The 18,284-nt window shown below is 52.0% G+C and carries 17 protein-coding genes and 1 riboswitch; of the genes, 10 read left to right on the top strand and 7 right to left on the bottom strand.

The window, feature by feature from the left end; genetic code table 11:
- Positions 1–117 precede the first annotated feature (117 nt).
- Complete coding sequence (locus QUF14_RS24385; RefSeq protein ID WP_000956830.1) at positions 118–1,749, top strand: Na/Pi cotransporter family protein; 1,632 nt, start codon at positions 118–120, stop codon at positions 1,747–1,749.
- Between the two features lie 89 nt (positions 1,750–1,838).
- Here QUF14_RS24385 and pepE read toward each other — a convergent pair whose 3' ends face one another.
- Complete coding sequence (pepE, locus tag QUF14_RS24390; RefSeq protein ID WP_000421766.1) at positions 1,839–2,528, bottom strand: dipeptidase PepE; 690 nt, start codon at positions 2,526–2,528, stop codon at positions 1,839–1,841.
- 211 nt (positions 2,529–2,739) lie between these two features.
- On the opposite strand from pepE, the gene rluF reads away from it, so the two are divergent.
- Complete coding sequence (gene rluF, locus QUF14_RS24395; protein ID WP_000936380.1) at positions 2,740–3,612, top strand: 23S rRNA pseudouridine(2604) synthase RluF; 873 nt, start codon at positions 2,740–2,742, stop codon at positions 3,610–3,612.
- Here rluF and QUF14_RS24400 read toward each other — a convergent pair whose 3' ends face one another.
- Both QUF14_RS24400 and lysC read right to left on the bottom strand, forming a co-directional pair.
- Positions 3,613–3,885, bottom strand: a complete 273-nt coding sequence (locus QUF14_RS24400) for a YjbD family protein (protein WP_001207638.1) — start codon at positions 3,883–3,885, stop codon at positions 3,613–3,615. It lies immediately after the preceding gene.
- Between the two features lie 251 nt (positions 3,886–4,136).
- The gene (gene lysC / locus QUF14_RS24405; protein WP_001290333.1) at positions 4,137–5,486 is read right to left on the bottom strand and encodes a lysine-sensitive aspartokinase 3; all 1,350 of its coding nucleotides are present in this window, start codon (positions 5,484–5,486) and stop codon (positions 4,137–4,139) included.
- A gap of 91 nt (positions 5,487–5,577) precedes the next feature.
- A riboswitch (Lysine riboswitch) is annotated at positions 5,578–5,774 on the bottom strand.
- A gap of 236 nt (positions 5,775–6,010) precedes the next feature.
- Between lysC and pgi the strand changes: the two genes are divergently transcribed.
- The 5 genes from pgi (at position 6,011) to QUF14_RS24430 (ending at position 11,840) form a co-directional block, all read left to right on the top strand.
- Complete coding sequence (pgi, locus tag QUF14_RS24410) at positions 6,011–7,660, top strand: glucose-6-phosphate isomerase (protein WP_000790001.1); 1,650 nt, start codon at positions 6,011–6,013, stop codon at positions 7,658–7,660.
- A 354-nt stretch (positions 7,661–8,014) separates the two neighbouring features.
- On the top strand, positions 8,015–8,257 hold the full coding sequence (gene yjbE / locus QUF14_RS24415; protein WP_000757329.1) for an exopolysaccharide production protein YjbE: 243 nt from the start codon (positions 8,015–8,017) through the stop codon (positions 8,255–8,257).
- Between the two features lie 114 nt (positions 8,258–8,371).
- Positions 8,372–9,010 (top strand): YjbF family lipoprotein, encoded by a 639-nt coding sequence (locus QUF14_RS24420; RefSeq protein WP_001296632.1) that lies wholly within the window; start codon positions 8,372–8,374, stop codon positions 9,008–9,010.
- Positions 9,007–9,744, top strand: a complete 738-nt coding sequence (locus tag QUF14_RS24425) for a capsule biosynthesis GfcC family protein (protein WP_000595515.1) — start codon at positions 9,007–9,009, stop codon at positions 9,742–9,744. Before QUF14_RS24420 ends, QUF14_RS24425 begins: the two co-directional genes overlap by 4 nt.
- Complete coding sequence (locus QUF14_RS24430; RefSeq protein ID WP_100733670.1) at positions 9,744–11,840, top strand: YjbH domain-containing protein; 2,097 nt, start codon at positions 9,744–9,746, stop codon at positions 11,838–11,840. Before QUF14_RS24425 ends, QUF14_RS24430 begins: the two co-directional genes overlap by 1 nt.
- Positions 11,841–11,886: 46 nt before the next feature.
- Here the strand turns inward: QUF14_RS24430 and QUF14_RS24435 are convergent, their stop codons facing one another.
- Entirely contained in the window at positions 11,887–12,165 is a 279-nt protein-coding gene (locus QUF14_RS24435; RefSeq protein ID WP_001295279.1) for a periplasmic protein, read from the bottom strand.
- On the opposite strand from QUF14_RS24435, the gene QUF14_RS24440 reads away from it, so the two are divergent.
- Positions 12,166–12,309, top strand: coding sequence for a hypothetical protein (locus QUF14_RS24440; RefSeq protein ID WP_000487760.1), 144 nt, complete (start codon positions 12,166–12,168; stop codon positions 12,307–12,309).
- A 145-nt stretch (positions 12,310–12,454) separates the two neighbouring features.
- Positions 12,455–12,865 (top strand): phosphate-starvation-inducible protein PsiE, encoded by a 411-nt coding sequence (gene psiE, locus QUF14_RS24445; protein WP_000202902.1) that lies wholly within the window; start codon positions 12,455–12,457, stop codon positions 12,863–12,865.
- Positions 12,866–12,958: 93 nt separating this feature from the next.
- On the opposite strand, the gene malG is transcribed toward psiE, so the two are convergent.
- From malG to malE, 3 genes are all read right to left on the bottom strand, one after another.
- A complete protein-coding gene (gene malG / locus QUF14_RS24450; RefSeq protein ID WP_001252058.1) occupies positions 12,959–13,849 on the bottom strand; it encodes a maltose ABC transporter permease MalG in 891 nt (296 codons plus the stop codon).
- Positions 13,850–13,863: 14 nt separating this feature from the next.
- On the bottom strand, positions 13,864–15,408 hold the full coding sequence (malF, locus tag QUF14_RS24455) for a maltose ABC transporter permease MalF (RefSeq protein ID WP_001353545.1): 1,545 nt from the start codon (positions 15,406–15,408) through the stop codon (positions 13,864–13,866).
- 153 nt (positions 15,409–15,561) lie between these two features.
- Positions 15,562–16,752: a maltose/maltodextrin ABC transporter substrate-binding protein MalE gene (malE, locus tag QUF14_RS24460; protein ID WP_000695398.1), complete on the bottom strand. Its 1,191-nt coding sequence runs from the start codon at positions 16,750–16,752 to the stop codon at positions 15,562–15,564.
- Between the two features lie 364 nt (positions 16,753–17,116).
- On the opposite strand from malE, the gene malK reads away from it, so the two are divergent.
- Entirely contained in the window at positions 17,117–18,232 is a 1,116-nt protein-coding gene (gene malK, locus QUF14_RS24465) for a maltose/maltodextrin ABC transporter ATP-binding protein MalK (RefSeq protein WP_000179165.1), read from the top strand.
- The last annotated feature ends 52 nt before the right edge of the window (positions 18,233–18,284 follow it).

An 18,284-nucleotide genomic window follows, 5' to 3' on the forward strand; every position in this document is an offset into this window, starting at 1 on the left:
TCTTAGCCGGAAAAACGAAGGTCAAAAGGCACAGTAAAGATGCCAGTCAGCGTGTTTCCGGTCCTTTGGTCATTCAATTGCTTCAGGAACATATAACGATAAGGAGAACCTGAACTCGTGTTAACGCTGCTTCACCTGCTTTCTGCCGTCGCCCTGCTGGTCTGGGGGACTCATATTGTTCGAACCGGCGTAATGCGCGTCTTCGGCGCGCGTTTGCGTACTGTTCTTAGCCGAAGCGTCGAAAAGAAGCCGCTTGCCTTTTGCGCGGGGATCGGCGTTACAGCACTGGTGCAGAGCAGTAATGCCACCACCATGCTGGTGACCTCGTTTGTCGCCCAGGATCTGGTTGCTCTCGCGCCTGCGCTGGTGATTGTGCTGGGTGCAGATGTCGGGACGGCGCTAATGGCGCGTATTCTCACCTTCGACTTATCCTGGCTGTCACCGTTACTTATTTTTATCGGCGTGATTTTTTTCCTCGGCCGCAAACAGTCACGCGCCGGGCAACTAGGCCGTGTCGGTATTGGTCTTGGGCTGATTTTACTGGCGCTGGAATTGATTGTGCAGGCCGTAACGCCGATCACCCAGGCAAACGGCGTTCAGGTGATCTTTGCCTCGCTAACCGGCGATATTCTGCTGGATGCGCTGATTGGCGCGATGTTCGCCATTATCAGCTACTCCAGCCTTGCTGCTGTACTGCTGACCGCGACTCTGACCGCCGCAGGCATTATCTCCTTCCCGGTGGCGCTCTGTCTGGTGATTGGTGCTAACCTCGGTTCCGGCCTGCTGGCGATGCTCAACAACAGTGCCGCCAATGCCGCAGCCCGCCGTGTCGCGCTGGGTAGTCTGCTGTTTAAGCTGGTGGGTAGCCTGATTATCCTGCCGTTTGTTCATTTGCTGGCAGAGACAATGGGGAAGTTGTCATTGCCAAAAGCGGAACTGGTGATCTATTTCCACGTCTTCTACAACCTTGTACGCTGCCTGGTCATGCTGCCATTTGTTGACCCGATGGCACGGTTTTGCAAAACGATTATTCGCGATGAACCGGAACTGGATACCCAGCTACGGCCTAAACATCTGGATGTCAGCGCGCTAGATACGCCCACGCTTGCTCTGGCGAACGCTGCCCGCGAAACCCTGCGCATTGGCGACGCCATGGAACAGATGATGGAAGGGTTGAATAAAGTGATGCACGGCGAGCCACGGCAGGAGAAAGAGCTGCGTAAGTTGGCAGATGATATCAATGTTCTCTATACCGCCATTAAGCTGTATCTGGCGCGAATGCCAAAAGAGGAACTGGCAGAAGAAGAGTCGCGCCGCTGGGCGGAGATCATCGAAATGTCGCTCAACCTTGAACAGGCCTCCGATATCGTCGAGCGCATGGGGAGTGAAATTGCCGACAAATCGCTGGCTGCAAGGCGAGCATTTTCGCTTGATGGCTTGAAGGAACTGGATGCGCTCTATGAGCAATTGCTCAGTAATTTAAAACTGGCAATGTCGGTTTTCTTCTCTGGCGATGTTACCAGCGCCCGTCGTTTGCGCCGCAGCAAACATCGTTTTCGCATTCTTAATCGCCGCTATTCCCACGCCCACGTCGATCGCCTGCATCAGCAAAACGTGCAGAGCATTGAAACCAGTTCGCTTCATTTAGGCTTACTGGGAGATATGCAGCGTCTGAACTCGCTGTTTTGTTCGGTGGCTTACAGTGTGCTGGAACAGCCGGATGAAGATGAAGGACGGGACGAGTATTAATACCGTGCCCCTGTAGGCCTGATAAGACGCGTAAAGCGTCGCATCAGGCACTATGTACAAGATGCCGGATCATGCATCCGGCAATTCACTTAAAAACGGTGACCCGCTTCCAGCGGCACCGCTTCTTCACCAGCCTTAAACACATAAGTGGTGTTCGGGCCACCCAGCGTAGCGTGACCTTTACTTACTGTGATCCAGTTACCTTCCGGCAGACCAATAATCGTCAGTTCTGGCGCGACGACCAGCAGTTCGCGAATACGCTGCTCACGGGTTTCACCTTTATGGCCTTCCGGCAGCGCGTTGGTGAAGTGCGGGTTGATTTGCAGCGGGAACAGATTTAGCGCATCGAAACCTTGCGGATCGACAATCGGCATATCGTTGGTGGTACGAATGGTTGGGCAAGCAAGGTTAGCGCCTGCGCTCCAGCCAATATACAGCGCGCCACGTTTCACCACGTCAGTGATGGGTGTCAGCAGCCCGCGCTCGCGGCACTGTTTCAGCAACTGGAAAGTATTACCGCCGCCGACAATCACGATCTCAGCATTTTCAATCGCGGCAACGGGATCGACAACGCTATGAATACCGGTGACAGAAACACCCAGCGGAGCGAGAACCGCAGCCGTTTTCGCTGTGTAATCATCCCAGGTCTGCGTTACGCCCGCGAAAGGAATAAATACCGCTGAACGGCGACCCTGCAACTGTTCAGCAATCAGCGGCAGCGCGTGTTCCAGCCAGGCTTTACCCGGCAGCGTCGAGTTACTCAATAAAAGCAGTTCCATTACTTCTCCGGTTAGTAAGAAATCACGGGAGGCATGCTATCACTGTGATTTTAATCGCTTACTGACATGGCTCACGATGTCGCACATTGCTTCTGGAAAGTGATTTGAGCAGGTAACGAATTCAAGCCAATGGAAATAACAAATAGTTCGCTCATGACTATTTTTTATCAACCCAAAGGTACGGTATATTCCGTTTTTTACAGGAGAATTTATGCTGCCCGACTCATCAGTCCGTTTAAATAAATACATCAGCGAAAGCGGAATTTGCTCACGCCGCGAAGCGGATCGCTATATCGAGCAAGGCAATGTGTTCCTTAATGGCAAGCGAGCCACCATTGGCGATCAGGTGAAACCCGGCGACGTTGTGAAAGTAAATGGTCAGTTGATTGAGCCTCGGGAAGCCGAAGATTTGGTACTTATCGCCCTGAACAAGCCCGTCGGTATTGTCAGCACCACCGAAGATGGCGAGCGCGATAACATTGTCGATTTTGTTAACCACAGCAAACGCGTGTTCCCGATTGGCCGCCTGGATAAAGATTCCCAGGGGCTGATTTTCCTCACCAATCACGGCGATCTGGTGAATAAGATCCTCCGTGCGGGTAACGATCATGAGAAAGAGTATCTGGTTACGGTCGATAAACCAGTCACCGATGAGTTTATTCGTGGTATGGGGGCGGGGGTGCCGATCCTCGGGACGGTGACGAAAAAGTGCAAAGTCAAAAAAGAAGCGCCGTTTGTTTTTCGCATTACCCTGGTGCAGGGACTGAACCGTCAGATCCGTCGCATGTGCGAGCACTTTGGTTACGAAGTGAAAAAGCTGGAGCGTACGCGCATTATGAACGTCAGCTTAAGCGGCATTCCGCTGGGGGAGTGGCGCGATTTAACCGACGATGAGTTAATCGACCTCTTTAAACTCATCGAAAATTCCTCTTCCGAGGCAAAACCTAAAGCGAAAGCCAAACCGAAAACGGCGGGCATCAAACGTCCAGTCGTTAAGATGGAAAAAACGGCGGAAAAAGGTGGTCGCCCGGCGTCCAACGGTAAACGTTTCACCTCGCCGGGGCGCAAAAAGAAGGGGCGCTAATCAGCGCCTACCACGCGTCGACGTATTTGCCGACCAGCTAAACGATGCTTCGGGATCGGGTTTATAAGCCTGCTTTTTCTTCAACTGGCGGGCTTTTTTTGCTTCAGCCTCACGCTCAACCATTAATTTATCGATGTACTCTTTCTTAATGCTGTTAGTTTCCGAGTTGGTCAGCACGCGACCATGCGCAATACGCGCCCGATCCAGCAGTGTTTTAAGTTCACGCTGCTCGCGTTCAGTCATCTCTTTTTGGGTAATACGGGGGAGTGCCATGATGGTGCCCTCAGTGAGCCGGAGAGTTCAGTGTACGGGAATTCCTTTGCGAGCAGAACTGATAATATTCATTTTGCCTTCTCTTAAATATTTATCTCTCTCGATAATTAGCTAGAGATGCAGATAAAAAATTAAAGGTAATTATTCTCAGATAAAGATGCTGGTTAACAGGGAATAGACTCGTTTATTGATGGGCATAATGACAAGAAAAACATACGGCCCGAAATAATGTCTTTCGGGCCATACTGTGTTTACTCAAACAAATTAAAATGCAGCTTCTGCACCACCTGCTCGGCATCTTCGCCGGGCACCAGGAAGCACAGGTTATGGCTGGATGCGCCGTAGCAAATCATGCGGATGTTAAACGGTTCCAGTACGCCAAATACCTCTTTGCCAACGCCGCAGGCTTTTGACAGGTCATTACCAATTAACGCGACCAGTGCCAGACCTTCTTCCACTTCTACCCGGCATAGTGCAGACAGCTCCATCAGCAGGGATTGCGTCAGCAATGTATCGCCAGTGGAGGTGGAACCGGTGGTATCAAGTGTCAACGCCACGCTCACTTCGGAGGTGGTGATGAGATCCACCGAAATATTATGCCGCGCGAGAATGCCGAAAACTTCCGCGAGGAAACCGCGAGAATGCAGCATATTCAGGCTGTGCAAAGTGAGCAGAGTCTGATTACGACGAAGCGCCAGGGCACGGAACAGCGGCGGATTTTCAGTTTTATTGCACACCAGCGTACCACCTGCACGTGGGTCTTTACTGGAGCCGACAAACACCGGAATATCGCTGCGTACTGCGGGTAGCAACGTTGCCGGATGCAGTACTTTTGCACCAAAAGTTGCCATCTCTGCCGCTTCGGCAAACGCGATTTCATCAATGCGTTTTGCTGCGGTGACCACGCGTGGATCGGTGGTGTAGATGCCTGGGACATCGGTCCAGATATCAACACGAGAAGCGTGTAAAGCCTCCGCCAGCAAGGCTGCCGTATAATCGCTGCCTCCACGGCCAAGCGTCGTTGTACGACCTTTACTTTCGCTGCCGATAAATCCTTGGGTGATCACTAAGCCTTCATTGAGGCGCGGGAGCAGCTGCAGCGCGGTCAGTTCCGCCAGCGCGGCTACGTCTGGCTCTGCACGACCAAATCGGTCATTGGTACGCATCACTTTACGTACATCAAACCACTGTGCCTGAACATCGCGTTCGCGCAGGATCTCAACAAACAGCAGGGTCGACATCAGCTCGCCGTGGCTGACCAGTTCATCTGTCAGCGCCGGAGACGTTGCCAGCGCCGCCGCTTCTGCCAGAACAGTAATGTTCTCCAGCAGACGTTCAATCTCTTCACGAATAACGTTCGGGTAACGCAGACGTTCCAGAATGGCAAACTGGATATTGCGGATTGCGTCGAGTTTTTCGAATCGCTCGCCAGGTTCCAGTCCTTCAGCTAAAGCGACCAGCAGATTAGTGATACCAGCAGAAGCTGAGAGGACAACTAAACGTACGTTGGCATCAGAAAGGACAATATCAGCGCTGCGGTTCATCGCGTCAAAATCAGCTACGCTGGTACCGCCAAATTTGGAGACAACAATTTCAGACATAACTACCTCGTGTCAGGGGATCCATTTTCAGCCTTGGCACAAGGGAAGAGCGGAAGACGGGTGGGCGCAGAGCGATACTTCGCTACTATTTTCACCCAGAAGTGCTCCACCACTTGCGAAACGCCCGACTGCGAACGCTTCTGGTGACAACCCAGGGGATTCAGCCCCTGTAGCCGATGATGAACGTGGCCAGCCGTTCAATCACCTCGGCGATGCACCCCCTCAGGTGTTATCACAGGACTGGCTCCTCCAACACCGTTACTTGGGCAACGCGCCTCTTCTGGCCTGCGCTAGCGCAGGTAGTACATTTATAAATAAAGGGTGAGCGGGGCGGTTGTCAACGATGGGGTCATGCGGATTTTTCATCCACTCCTGGCGGTCAGTAGTTCAACTAATAAATGCTTCATCGCGCTAAGGGTTTACACTCAACATTACGCTAACGGCACTAAAACCATCACATTTTTCTGTGACTGGCGCTACAATCTTCCAAAGTCACAATTCTCAAAATCAGAAGAGTATTGCTAATGAAAAACATCAATCCAACGCAGACCGCGGCCTGGCAGGCACTACAGAAACACTTCGATGAAATGAAAGACGTTACGATCGCCGATCTTTTTGCTAAAGACGGCGATCGTTTTTCTAAGTTCTCCGCAACCTTCGACGATCAGATGCTGGTGGATTACTCCAAAAACCGCATCACTGAAGAGACGCTGGCGAAATTACAGGATCTGGCGAAAGAGTGCGATCTGGCGAGTGCGATTAAGTCGATGTTCTCTGGCGAGAAGATCAACCGCACTGAAAACCGCGCCGTACTGCACGTAGCGTTGCGTAACCGTAGCAATACCCCGATTCTGGTTGATGGCAAAGATGTCATGCCGGAAGTTAACGCCGTGCTGGAGAAGATGAAAACCTTCTCGGAAGCGATTATTTCCGGTGAGTGGAAAGGCTATACCGGCAAAGCAATCACTGACGTAGTGAACATCGGGATCGGCGGTTCTGACCTCGGGCCGTACATGGTGACCGAAGCACTGCGTCCGTACAAAAATCACCTGAACATGCACTTTGTTTCTAACGTCGATGGAACTCACATCGCGGAAGTGCTGAAAAAAGTAAACCCGGAAACCACGCTGTTCCTGGTAGCATCTAAAACCTTCACCACTCAGGAAACCATGACCAACGCCCATAGCGCGCGTGACTGGTTCCTGAAAGCGGCAGGTGATGAGAAACACGTTGCGAAACACTTTGCGGCGCTCTCAACCAATGCCAAAGCCGTTGGTGAGTTTGGTATTGATACCGCCAACATGTTCGAGTTCTGGGACTGGGTCGGCGGTCGTTACTCTTTATGGTCAGCGATTGGCTTGTCGATTGTTCTCTCCATCGGCTTTGATAACTTCGTTGAACTGCTTTCCGGCGCACACGCGATGGACAAGCATTTCTCCACCACGCCTGCAGAGAAAAACCTGCCTGTACTGCTGGCGCTGATCGGCATCTGGTACAACAATTTCTTTGGCGCGGAAACTGAAGCGATTCTGCCGTACGACCAGTATATGCACCGTTTCGCAGCGTACTTCCAGCAGGGCAATATGGAGTCCAACGGCAAGTATGTAGACCGTAACGGTAACGTTGTGGATTACCAGACTGGCCCGATTATCTGGGGTGAACCTGGCACGAACGGTCAGCACGCGTTCTACCAGCTGATCCACCAGGGTACGAAGATGGTGCCATGCGATTTCATCGCCCCGGCTATCACCCATAACCCGCTCTCTGATCATCACCAGAAACTGCTGTCTAACTTCTTCGCTCAGACCGAAGCGCTGGCGTTTGGTAAATCCCGCGAAGTGGTTGAGCAGGAATATCGCGATCAGGGTAAAGATCCGGCCACGCTTGACTACGTGGTACCGTTCAAAGTGTTCGAAGGTAACCGCCCAACCAACTCTATCCTGCTGCGCGAAATCACTCCGTTCAGCCTGGGTGCGTTGATTGCGCTGTATGAGCACAAAATCTTTACTCAGGGCGTGATCCTGAACATCTTCACCTTCGACCAGTGGGGCGTGGAGCTGGGTAAACAGCTGGCGAACCGTATTCTGCCAGAGCTGAAAGATGACAAAGAAATCAGCAGCCACGATAGCTCGACCAATGGTCTGATTAACCGCTATAAAGCGTGGCGCGGTTAATTAAATAACCTTAATAACAATGCTGACTATAAGTCGGCATTGTTTTATCAGATAAATCCCCTTGTCTGTGATTTAACGAAAATCATACCGTGAGGTTAATCCTAAAATAGATTTTTAATCATGATTGATTTCGGAAAATACGTAGGTTAATTATTTTTGATTTTGTTTTAAATTTTTGATTTTAAATATTATTTATATATAAGTTGAAACTTATATTTGATATTCATTCCAATTATCTTAAAACCCCATCACTAATTCCCCACGCCGTAATTCGCATGCTTTAGTTGTGTATACTCAATCCCGCCCGAAATGTTTTTGGGTAAATCTCCATTCATTCAATGAAGGGAAATTGTTATGAAAAAAGTTCTGTATGGCATTTTTGCCATATCTGCGCTTGCGGCGACTTCTGCGTGGGCTGCACCTGTACAGGTGGGCGAAGCGGCAGGGGCGGCAGCAACGTCGGTTTCGGCGGGTAGCTCCTCCGCGACCAGCGTCAGCACCGTAAGCTCGGCGGTGGGTGTCGCGCTCGCGGCAACCGGTGGCGGTGATGGTTCTAATACCGGGACCACCACAACCACGACCACCAGTACCCAGTAATAAAGTATGTATCCCTAAAATAATTCGAGTCATCGCATCTGTGGCTTGAAGTATGACGGGGATTAACCATAACCACACTCCGGTGTGGTTATTCTGCCCCTCTGGAGAAGAGTCGTGAAGCGACCTGCACTCATTCTTATCTGCCTGCTATTACAGGCTTGTTCAGCCACGACTAAAGAGCTGGGCAATTCACTGTGGGACAGTCTGTTCGGTACGCCAGGCGTACAGCTGACGGACGATGATATTCAAAATATGCCCTATGCCAGCCAGTACATGCAGCTTAATGGTGGGCCGCAGTTGTTTGTGGTGCTGGCCTTCGCTGAAGACGGACAACAAAAATGGGTTACTCAGGATCAAGCCACTCTCGTCACACAACATGGTCGTCTGGTGAAGACTTTACTTGGCGGCGACAACCTGATTGAAGTGAATAACCTTGCCGCCGACCCGCTGATAAAACCCGCACAAATTGTTGATGGCGCAACCTGGACGCGCACGATGGGCTGGACCGAGTACCAGCAGGTGCGCTACGCCACCGCACGCTCGGTTTTCAAATGGGATGGCACCGATACCGTCAAAGTCGGTAGCGATGAAACTCCGGTTCGTGTGCTGGACGAAGAAGTCTCCACCGACCAGGCACGCTGGCATAACCGCTATTGGATCGACAGCGAAGGGCAAATTCGCCAGTCGGAACAGTATCTCGGCGCGGATTATTTCCCGGTGAAAACCACTCTCATCAAGGCGGCAAAACAATGATTAAACAAACTATTGCTGCGTTGCTTTTGAGTGTTGGAGCGTCATCGGGCTTTGCGGCAGGAACCGTCAAGGTGTTCAGCAATGGCAGCAGTGAGGCCAAAACGCTAACGGGCGCAGAGCATTTAATTGATCTGGTAGGTCAACCGCGGCTCGCAAACAGTTGGTGGCCCGGTGCGGTGATTAGCGAAGAGCTGGCAACGGCGGCGGCATTACGGCAGCAGCAGGCGTTGCTGACAAGGCTGGCAGACCTGGCCTCAGAATCCAGCACCGACGATGCCGCCGCCATTAACGCCTTACGCCAGCAAATTCAGGCGTTGAAGGTGACGGGCAGACAAAAAATCAATCTTGATCCTGATATCGTGCGCGTTGCCGAACGCGGTAACCCGCCGTTGCAGGGCAACTACACGCTGTGGGTCGGACCACCACCGTCCACGGTCACGTTATTCGGGCTTATCAGCCGTCCTGGCAATCAGCCATTCACTCCCGGTCGCGACGTGGCGAGCTATCTCTCTGACCAGAGCCTGCTCAGCGGTGCGGATCGCAGCTACGCGTGGGTCGTTTATCCGGATGGACGCACGCAAAAAGCTCCGGTGGCTTACTGGAACAAGCGTCACGTAGAGCCGATGCCCGGCAGCATTATTTATGTTGGCCTCGCGGACTCCGTCTGGAGTGAGACGCCTGATGCCCTTAACGCTGACATTCTTCAGACTCTGACGCAGCGGATACCGCAATAATGAAAAAAAGACATCTGCTTAGTTTACTGGCGCTGGGCATTAGCACGGCTTGCTACGGCGAAACATATCCTTCGCCCATTGGTCCGTCGCAATCGGATTTCGGTGGCGTAGGATTATTACAAACACCTACTGCGCGCATGGCGCGGGAAGGGGAGTTGAGTCTGAACTATCGCGATAACGATCAGTACCGTTATTACTCTGCTTCGGTGCAACTCTTCCCGTGGTTGGAAACAACACTGCGTTATACCGATGTGCGCACTCGGCAGTACAGCAGCGTCGAAGCGTTCTCTGGTGATCAAACGTATAAAGATAAAGCCTTCGATCTCAAACTGCGTTTATGGGAAGAGAGTTACTGGCTGCCACAGGTGGCGGTTGGTGCGCGGGATATCGGCGGTACGGGGCTGTTCGATGCGGAATATCTTGTCGCCAGCAAAGCCTGGGGGCCATTCGATTTTACGCTCGGCCTGGGCTGGGGATATCTGGGCACCAGCGGTAACGTGAAAAATCCGCTCTGTTCAGCCAGTGACAAATATTGCTATCGCGATAACAGCTACAAACAAGCGGGATCTATCGACGGCAGCCAGATGTTCCACGGTCCGGCCTCACTGTTTGGCGGCGTGGAATACCAGACGCCCTGGCAGCCGCTGCGTCTGAAACTGGAGTATGAAGGCAATAATTATCAGCAGGATTTTGCCGGGAAGCTGGAGCAAAAAAGTAAGTTTAACGTCGGGGCGATTTATCGCGTTACCGATTGGGCCGACGTTAACCTTAGCTATGAACGCGGTAACACCTTTATGTTTGGCGTCACGCTGCGTACCAACTTTAACGATCTACGCCCGTCCTACAATGATAACGCCCGTCCGCAATATCAACCGCAGCCGCAGGATGCCATTTTGCAGCATTCGGTGGTGGCGAATCAGTTAACGCTGTTGAAATACAACGCCGGACTGGCCGATCCGCAGATCCAGACGAAAGGCGATACGCTGTACGTCACCGGTGAGCAGGTGAAATATCGTGATTCGCGTGAAGGGATCATCCGTGCTAATCGGATCGTGATGAACGATCTGCCGGAGGGGATCAAGACGATCCGCGTTACAGAAAATCGCCTTAACATGCCGCAGGTGACGACGGAAACCGATGTAGCCAGCCTGAAAAATCATCTTGCCGGAGAGCCGTTGGGCCACGAAACGACGCTGGCGCAAAAACGCATCGAGCCGGTAGTTCCTGCGTCCACCGAGCAGGGCTGGTATATAGACAAATCACGCTTTGATTTCCATATCGATCCGGTGCTGAACCAGTCGGTCGGTGGCCCGGAAAACTTTTACATGTACCAGCTGGGCGTGATGGGAACGGCGGATTTGTGGCTGACGGACCATCTGCTGACCACCGGTAGTCTGTTTGCTAACCTGGCGAACAATTACGACAAGTTTAATTACACCAATCCACCGCAGGACTCGCACTTACCGCGCGTTCGTACCCATGTGCGTGAGTATGTGCAGAATGATGTCTATGTGAATAACCTGCAAGCCAACTACTTCCAGCATCTGGGCAACGGCTTCTACGGTCAGGTCTACGGTGGTTATCTCGAAACCATGTTTGGCGGCGCAGGGGCAGAAGTATTGTATCGCCCGCTGGATAGCAACTGGGCGTTTGGTCTGGATGCTAACTACGTTAAACAGCGCGACTGGCGTAGCGCGAAAGATATGATGAAATTCACCGATTACAGCGTGAAAACCGGATATCTGACCGCCTACTGGACGCCATCTTTCGCTCAGGATGTGTTAGTGAAAGCCAGCGTCGGGCAATATCTGGCAGGGGATAAAGGCGGCACGCTGGAAATCGCCAAACGCTTTGATAGCGGCGTGGTAGTGGGTGGGTATGCCACGATCACGAATGTTTCGAAAGAGGAGTACGGCGAAGGGGACTTCACCAAAGGCGTGTATATCTCTGTACCGTTGGATCTCTTCTCGTCTGGCCCGACTCGTAGCCGAGCGGCAATTGGCTGGACGCCGCTGACGCGTGACGGTGGTCAGCAACTTGGGCGTAAGTTCCAGTTGTATGACATGACCAGCGACCGAAGCGTCAATTTCCGCTAAGTCAGAGGAAAGGTGCCAGTTTTCGCACTCACTGGCACCTTCATTCTTAATGGCCTGTCGAGCCATCAGGAACGCAGTTCACCCCCGGTTTGCGATCTGGTGTGTAAAGGCGAAAACATTCTGTTTTCCTGTCCGTCGATATTGGTTGCAGGTCTGGTTGCCTGAGCGACTGGGCCATCATTGGGCTGGAGACATTGCTTTGCGGTAGGTCGGCTTTATCAGCAGTACCGAGCGGACCAGCATAAGCAGGAAGAACAGAGACTGATAACATCAAAGCAGCAAAATAAGGCTTCATTTTTACCACCTTTATCAGGTTACGTTTCATTTGTTCCAGAGGAACATTGTCGATTTTTCGCGCATTGCTGGTGGCTGGGAATCACCTGAATGGGTGATTTTTGCATTACAGGCTATGGTGCGGTTTGTCTTGCCGGATGCGCCGCCAGGCGCGGCTTATCCGGCCTACGGGTAGGACGGATAAGGCGTTCACGCCGCATCCGGCGTTGGTTGGGAGATGCCCATTTAATCGATCTGAACAAAACATACACAAAAAATATAGATCTCCGTCACATTTTTACGTTATACAGGAAGCTCGCCATTGTGAAGGAGGTACTGCTATGACGTCACTCTCTCGTCCGCGCGTGGAGTTTATCTCCACCATTTTGCAGACCGTACTCAATCTTGGCCTGTTGTGCCTCGGCCTGATTTTGGTTGTCTTCCTCGGCAAAGAAACGGTGCATCTGGCTGATGTGCTGTTCGCGCCAGAACAAACCAGTAAATATGAGCTGGTAGAAGGACTGGTGGTTTACTTTCTCTATTTCGAATTTATCGCGTTGATTGTGAAGTACTTTCAGTCCGGTTTTCACTTTCCCTTACGTTATTTTGTCTATATCGGGATCACCGCCATTGTGCGCTTGATCATCGTCGATCATAAATCACCACTGGATGTGTTGATCTACTCGGCTGCGATCCTGCTACTGGTGATCACCTTATGGCTGTGTAATTCGAAACGGCTGAAGCGGGAGTAAAAAAAGGCGCTCCATAGAGCGCCGAATAACAGTCACAAGTTGGGATAACGTAAGTTGAGGGTGTAGCGGCATAACATTGGCAGAACAACATCTTTAACCTTTCACACCACCTGCCGTCAGTCCGTTGACCAGCCAGCGTTGAGCCAGCAAGAAGACGATGGTGATCGGTAATGCAGACATCACGGCAGCGGCGGCAAAGTCACCCCACAGGTAGTTTTGCGGGTTGAGGTATTGCTGCATCCCCACAGCCAGGGTGTAGCTGTTTACGTCACGCAGTAATAGCGACGCGACCGGAACTTCAGTAATGGCAGCGATAAACGACAGGATGAACACCACCGCCAGAATCGGCACTGACAGCGGCAACAGGACAAGGCGGAAGGCCTGCCACGGTGTTGCACCATCCAGCGCCGCCGCTTCTTCCAGCGAACTGTCGATGGTTTCGAAATAGCCTTTGATGGTCCAGACATGCAGCGCAATCCCCCCCAGGTACGCGAAGATTACGCCGCCGTGAGTATTCAGGCCGATGAATGGAATGTACTCACCCAAACGATCAAATAACGCATACAACGCTACCAGTGAAAGCACCGCCGGGAACATCTGGAAAATCAGCATGCCTTTCAGCAGTGTCGCTTTGCCAGGAAAGCGCATACGGGCGAAAGCGTAGGCGCAGGTGGTGGAGAGCGCAACAATGCCAATCGCGGAAATTCCGGCAACCTTTACTGAGTTCCACAGCCACAGCAGTACCGGGAACGGCGGTGGCGTAATGCGCCCATCAGCCTGTTCAACGCTAAAACCTAACGCCAGTTTCCAATGATCCCAGGAGATTTGTTCCGGGATCAGGCTACCAGTCGCGAAGTTCCCCTGACGCAGAGAGATAGCGACGACCATCAGCAGCGGGAACATAATCGCCGCGATAAAAAGTAGCAGTAGCAGATGAGTAATAAACAAACGTGCTTTTTGCGATTTCGGTTGGACCATTGCCATTTTTGTTATCTCCCTTAATCAAACTTCATTCGCGTGGCTTTCAGGTTGACGATCGCCAGCGCACCCACCAGCAGGAAGATCAGCGTGGCAATTGCCGCCGCCAGACCGAAGTCCTGACCACCGCCGCCTTCAAAGGCGATGCGGTAGGTGTAGTTAACGAGCAGGTCGGTATAACCGGCTGGCGTGGTAGTGCCAAGACGATCCGGGCCGCCGTTAGTTAACAGTTGAATCAGCACGAAGTTGTTAAAGTTAAAGGCGAAGCTGGCGATCATTAGCGGTGTGAGCGGCTTAATCAGCAGCGGCAGCGTAATTTTAAAGAAGTTCTGGAATGGACCTGCGCCATCCATTGCTGAGGCTTCATACAGATCGTCCGGAATCGCTTTCAGCAAGCCCATGCAGAGGATCATCATGTACGGATAACCCAGCCAGGTGTTGACGATAATCAGCATCGTGCGGGCGGTGGTCGGATCGCTAAACCAGGCAGGCTTCACGCCAAATAGCGCGCTCAACATCATGTTGATTTCACCGAAGCTCTGGTTAAACAACCCTTTGAAAATCAAGATTGAAATAAACGATGGCACCGCGTAGGGCAGAATCAGCAGGACACGATAGACCGCTTTGCCGCGCAACGCTTCCCACTGCACCAGACACGCCAGAACCATGCCGACTGCCACTGTTAAAAAGACGGTGATTAGCGAGAACACCACGGTCCAGACGAAAATGGCGAGGAACGGTTTCTGAATGCCTTCGTCGGTGAAGACGCGGGTAAAGTTTTTCCAGCCGGTGGTCACGGTGTAACCGGGGCTTAACTTTTCATCGCCCCAGTTGCCGTCGGCGGTAATGGACTGGTAAAAACCAATTTGGTTATTCGGCCGATATTTCACACCGCTCTGGTTATTCGTCAGCGTGCCGTCACCGTCGAGTGTGTAGAGCGGCTGCGTGCCAGAAAACTGGCGCAGGGAGCTCATCATCACTTTGTTACCATCCGGCAGAATGGCAGTAATGTCACTCAGTGCCTGACGATTCTGGGTAATCACACGCAGATTCGCGCGCTCGCCTTCAGGCTGGGCGGCTGTTTCTTTTAGTTGCAGTTTTTGCTCGCCGCCAAATTTAAACGCGTCGGAGAGGTAATTTTTGCCAGTTTCGCCGTCGCTGAGCGCCAGTTGCCACTCATCGCCCGCCGGGTAAAGACCAAAGTTATAGGTTTTGCCTGCTTGCCAGGAGCGATCTAACAACACTTCCTGCGCACGTTCAAAAGTCAGCTGGTTAGTGCTGCTGTAGTTGGTGAAGGCAATGGCGATGGTGCAGACCAGAGGGAAAAGGACGAATAGCCCCATCCCAGCCATTCCCGGATAGACATAGCGCCAGGCGTAGGCTTTACGATTGGCGAAAATATAGAGCCCCGCTGAACTCAATATCAGCGTGGTAATGGCGAACAGGTATTCCCCTTGTGCGTACATTAAAACAACAAGGTAACCCACCAGCAGGCCGAGCAGACCTAACACTGACCATTTCAGCGCGTCGCTTTGCCACCAATGTTTCTTTTTAATGACATCCATGGGGTTCTTCCTCATTCCAGGACAGATAACGCATTTACGCCTTATCCGACAACAACTGCCTGATGCGACGCTGACGCGTCTTATCAGGCCTACATACGTTTCGGTTTTGTAGGCCGGATAAGGCGTTTACGCCGCATCCGGCATTTCACTGCATTACTTGGTGATACGAGTCTGTGCATCTTTCAGCGCTGCATCCACAGTCTGACGACCGCTGGCGGCGTTGATCACGGCAGTACGCACGGCATACCAGAAAGCGGACATCTGCGGGATGTTCGGCATAATTTCACCTTTCTGAGCGTTATCCATGGTGGCGGCAATACGAGGATCTTTCGCAAGTTCATCCTGATAGGACTTCAGCGCTACTGCACCCAGCGGTTTATCTTTATTAACCGCTTCCAGGCCTTCGTCAGTCAGCAGATAGTTTTCGAGGAACTCTTTCGCCAGCTCTTTGTTCGGACTGGCGGCGTTAATACCCGCGCTCAGTACGCCCACGAACGGTTTGGATGGCTGGCCCTTAAAGGTCGGCAGTACCGTTACACCATAATTCACTTTGCTGGTGTCGATGTTGGACCATGCCCACGGGCCGTTGATGGTCATCGCTGTTTCGCCTTTATTAAAGGCGGCTTCTGCGATGGAGTAATCGGTGTCCGCATTCATGTGTTTGTTTTTAATCAGGTCAACCAGGAAGGTCAGACCCGCTTTCGCGCCAGCGTTATCCACGCCCACGTCTTTAATGTCGTACTTGCCGTTTTCGTACTTGAACGCATAACCCCCGTCAGCAGCAATCAGCGGCCAGGTGAAGTACGGTTCTTGCAGGTTGAACATTAGCGCACTCTTACCTTTCGCTTTCAGTTCTTTATCCAGCGCTGGGATCTCTTCCCATGTTTTTGGCGGGTTCGGCAGCAGATCTTTGTTATAAATCAGCGATAACGCTTCGACAGAAATTGGGTAAGCAATCAGCTTGCCGTTGTAACGTACGGCATCCCAGGTAAACGGATACAGCTTGTCCTGGAACGCTTTGTCCGGGGTGATCTCAGCCAACAGGCCAGATTGAGCGTAGCCACCAAAGCGGTCGTGCGCCCAGAAGATAATGTCAGGGCCATCGCCAGTTGCCGCAACCTGAGGGAATTTCTCTTCCAGTTTATCCGGATGCTCAACGGTGACTTTAATTCCGGTATCTTTCTCGAATTTCTTACCGACTTCAGCGAGACCGTTATAGCCTTTATCGCCGTTAATCCAGATTACCAGTTTACCTTCTTCGATTTTGGCGAGAGCCGAGGCGGAAAACATCATCGTCGTTAATGCGGATAATGCGAGGATGCGTGCACCTGTTTTTATTTTCATAATCTATGGTCCTTGTTGGTGAAGTGCTCGTGAAAACACCTAAACGGACTCTAGTTTCTTTATACGGCAACCTCTTTCCATCCTCCTTGCCCCTACGCCCCTCCGTTGCTTTGTGTGATCTCTGTTACAGAATTGGCGGTAATGTGGAGATGCGCACATAAAATCGCCACGATTTTTGCAAGCAACTTCACGAAATTCCTTACATGGTCTCGGTTTAGTTCACAGAAGCCGCGTTCTCATCCTCCCGCCTCCTCCCCCATAAAAAAGCCAGGGGGTGGAGGATTTAAGCCATCTTCTGATGACGCATAGTCAGCCCATCATGAATGTTGCTGTCGATGACAGGTTGTAACAAAGGGAGAAGGGCATGGCGAGCGTACAGCTGCAAAATGTAACGAAAGCCTGGGGCGAGGTCGTGGTATCGAAAGATATCAATCTCGACATCCATGAAGGTGAATTCGTGGTGTTTGTCGGGCCGTCTGGCTGCGGAAAATCGACTTTACTGCGCATGATTGCCGGGCTTGAGACGATCACCAGCGGCGACCTGTTCATCGGTGAGAAACGGATGAATGACACTCCGCCAGCAGAACGCGGCGTTGGTATGGTGTTCCAGTCTTACGCGCTCTATCCCCACCTGTCAGTAGCAGAAAACATGTCATTTGGCCTGAAACTGGCAGGCGCAAAAAAAGAGGTGATTAACCAACGCGTCAACCAGGTGGCGGAAGTGCTGCAACTGGCGCATTTGCTGGATCGCAAACCGAAAGCGCTCTCTGGTGGTCAGCGTCAGCGTGTGGCGATTGGCCGTACGCTGGTGGCCGAGCCAAGTGTATTTTTGCTCGATGAACCGCTCTCCAATCTCGATGCTGCACTGCGTGTGCAAATGCGTATCGAAATCTCCCGTCTGCATAAACGCCTGGGCCGCACAATGATTTATGTCACCCACGATCAGGTCGAAGCGATGACGCTGGCCGACAAAATCGTGGTACTGGACGCCGGTCGCGTGGCGCAGGTTGGGAAACCGCTGGAGCTGTACCACTATCCGGCAGACCGCTTTGTCGCCGGATTCATCGGTTCGCCAAAGATGAACTTCCTGCCGGTAAAAGTGACCGCCACCGCAATCGATCAAGTGCAGGTGGAACTGCCGATGCCGAATCGTCAGCAAGTCTGGCTGCCGGTTGAAAGCCGTGATGTCCAGGTTGGAGCCAATATGTCGCTGGGTATTCGCCCGGAACATCTACTGCCGAGTGATATCGCTGACGTCATCCTTGAGGGTGAAGTTCAGGTCGTCGAGCAGCTCGGCAACGAAACTCAAATCCATATCCAGATCCCTTCCATTCGTCAAAACCTGGTGTACCGCCAGAACGACGTGGTGTTGGTAGAAGAAGGTGCCACATTCGCTATCGGTCTGCCGCCAGAGCGTTGCCATCTGTTCCGTGAGGATGGCACTGCATGTCGTCGACTGCATAAGGAGCCGGGCGTTTAAGCACCCCACAAAACACACAAAGCCTGTCACAGGTGATGTGAAAAAAGAAAAG

Source organism: Escherichia sp. HH091_1A (assembly GCF_030295175.1).
GTDB classification, from domain to species: Bacteria; Pseudomonadota; Gammaproteobacteria; order Enterobacterales; family Enterobacteriaceae; genus Escherichia; species Escherichia coli_F.

What these genes read in the sequence shown, in the direction of transcription:
- pepE (WP_000421766.1), bottom strand. Translation starts at nt 2,528, where the DNA reads ATGGAACTGCTTTTATTGAGTAACTCGACGCTGCCGGGTAAAGCCTGG.
- rluF (WP_000936380.1), top strand. Translation starts at nt 2,740, where the DNA reads ATGCTGCCCGACTCATCAGTCCGTTTAAATAAATACATCAGCGAAAGC.
- QUF14_RS24400 (WP_001207638.1), bottom strand. Translation starts at nt 3,885, where the DNA reads ATGGCACTCCCCCGTATTACCCAAAAAGAGATGACTGAACGCGAGCAG.
- lysC (WP_001290333.1), bottom strand. Translation starts at nt 5,486, where the DNA reads ATGTCTGAAATTGTTGTCTCCAAATTTGGCGGTACCAGCGTAGCTGAT.
- pgi (WP_000790001.1), top strand. Translation starts at nt 6,011, where the DNA reads ATGAAAAACATCAATCCAACGCAGACCGCGGCCTGGCAGGCACTACAG.
- yjbE (WP_000757329.1), top strand. Translation starts at nt 8,015, where the DNA reads ATGAAAAAAGTTCTGTATGGCATTTTTGCCATATCTGCGCTTGCGGCG.
- QUF14_RS24425 (WP_000595515.1), top strand. Translation starts at nt 9,007, where the DNA reads ATGATTAAACAAACTATTGCTGCGTTGCTTTTGAGTGTTGGAGCGTCA.
- QUF14_RS24430 (WP_100733670.1), top strand. Translation starts at nt 9,744, where the DNA reads ATGAAAAAAAGACATCTGCTTAGTTTACTGGCGCTGGGCATTAGCACG.
- QUF14_RS24435 (WP_001295279.1), bottom strand. Translation starts at nt 12,165, where the DNA reads ATGAAACGTAACCTGATAAAGGTGGTAAAAATGAAGCCTTATTTTGCT.
- psiE (WP_000202902.1), top strand. Translation starts at nt 12,455, where the DNA reads ATGACGTCACTCTCTCGTCCGCGCGTGGAGTTTATCTCCACCATTTTG.
- malG (WP_001252058.1), bottom strand. Translation starts at nt 13,849, where the DNA reads ATGGCAATGGTCCAACCGAAATCGCAAAAAGCACGTTTGTTTATTACT.
- malF (WP_001353545.1), bottom strand. Translation starts at nt 15,408, where the DNA reads ATGGATGTCATTAAAAAGAAACATTGGTGGCAAAGCGACGCGCTGAAA.
- malE (WP_000695398.1), bottom strand. Translation starts at nt 16,752, where the DNA reads ATGAAAATAAAAACAGGTGCACGCATCCTCGCATTATCCGCATTAACG.
- malK (WP_000179165.1), top strand. Translation starts at nt 17,117, where the DNA reads ATGGCGAGCGTACAGCTGCAAAATGTAACGAAAGCCTGGGGCGAGGTC.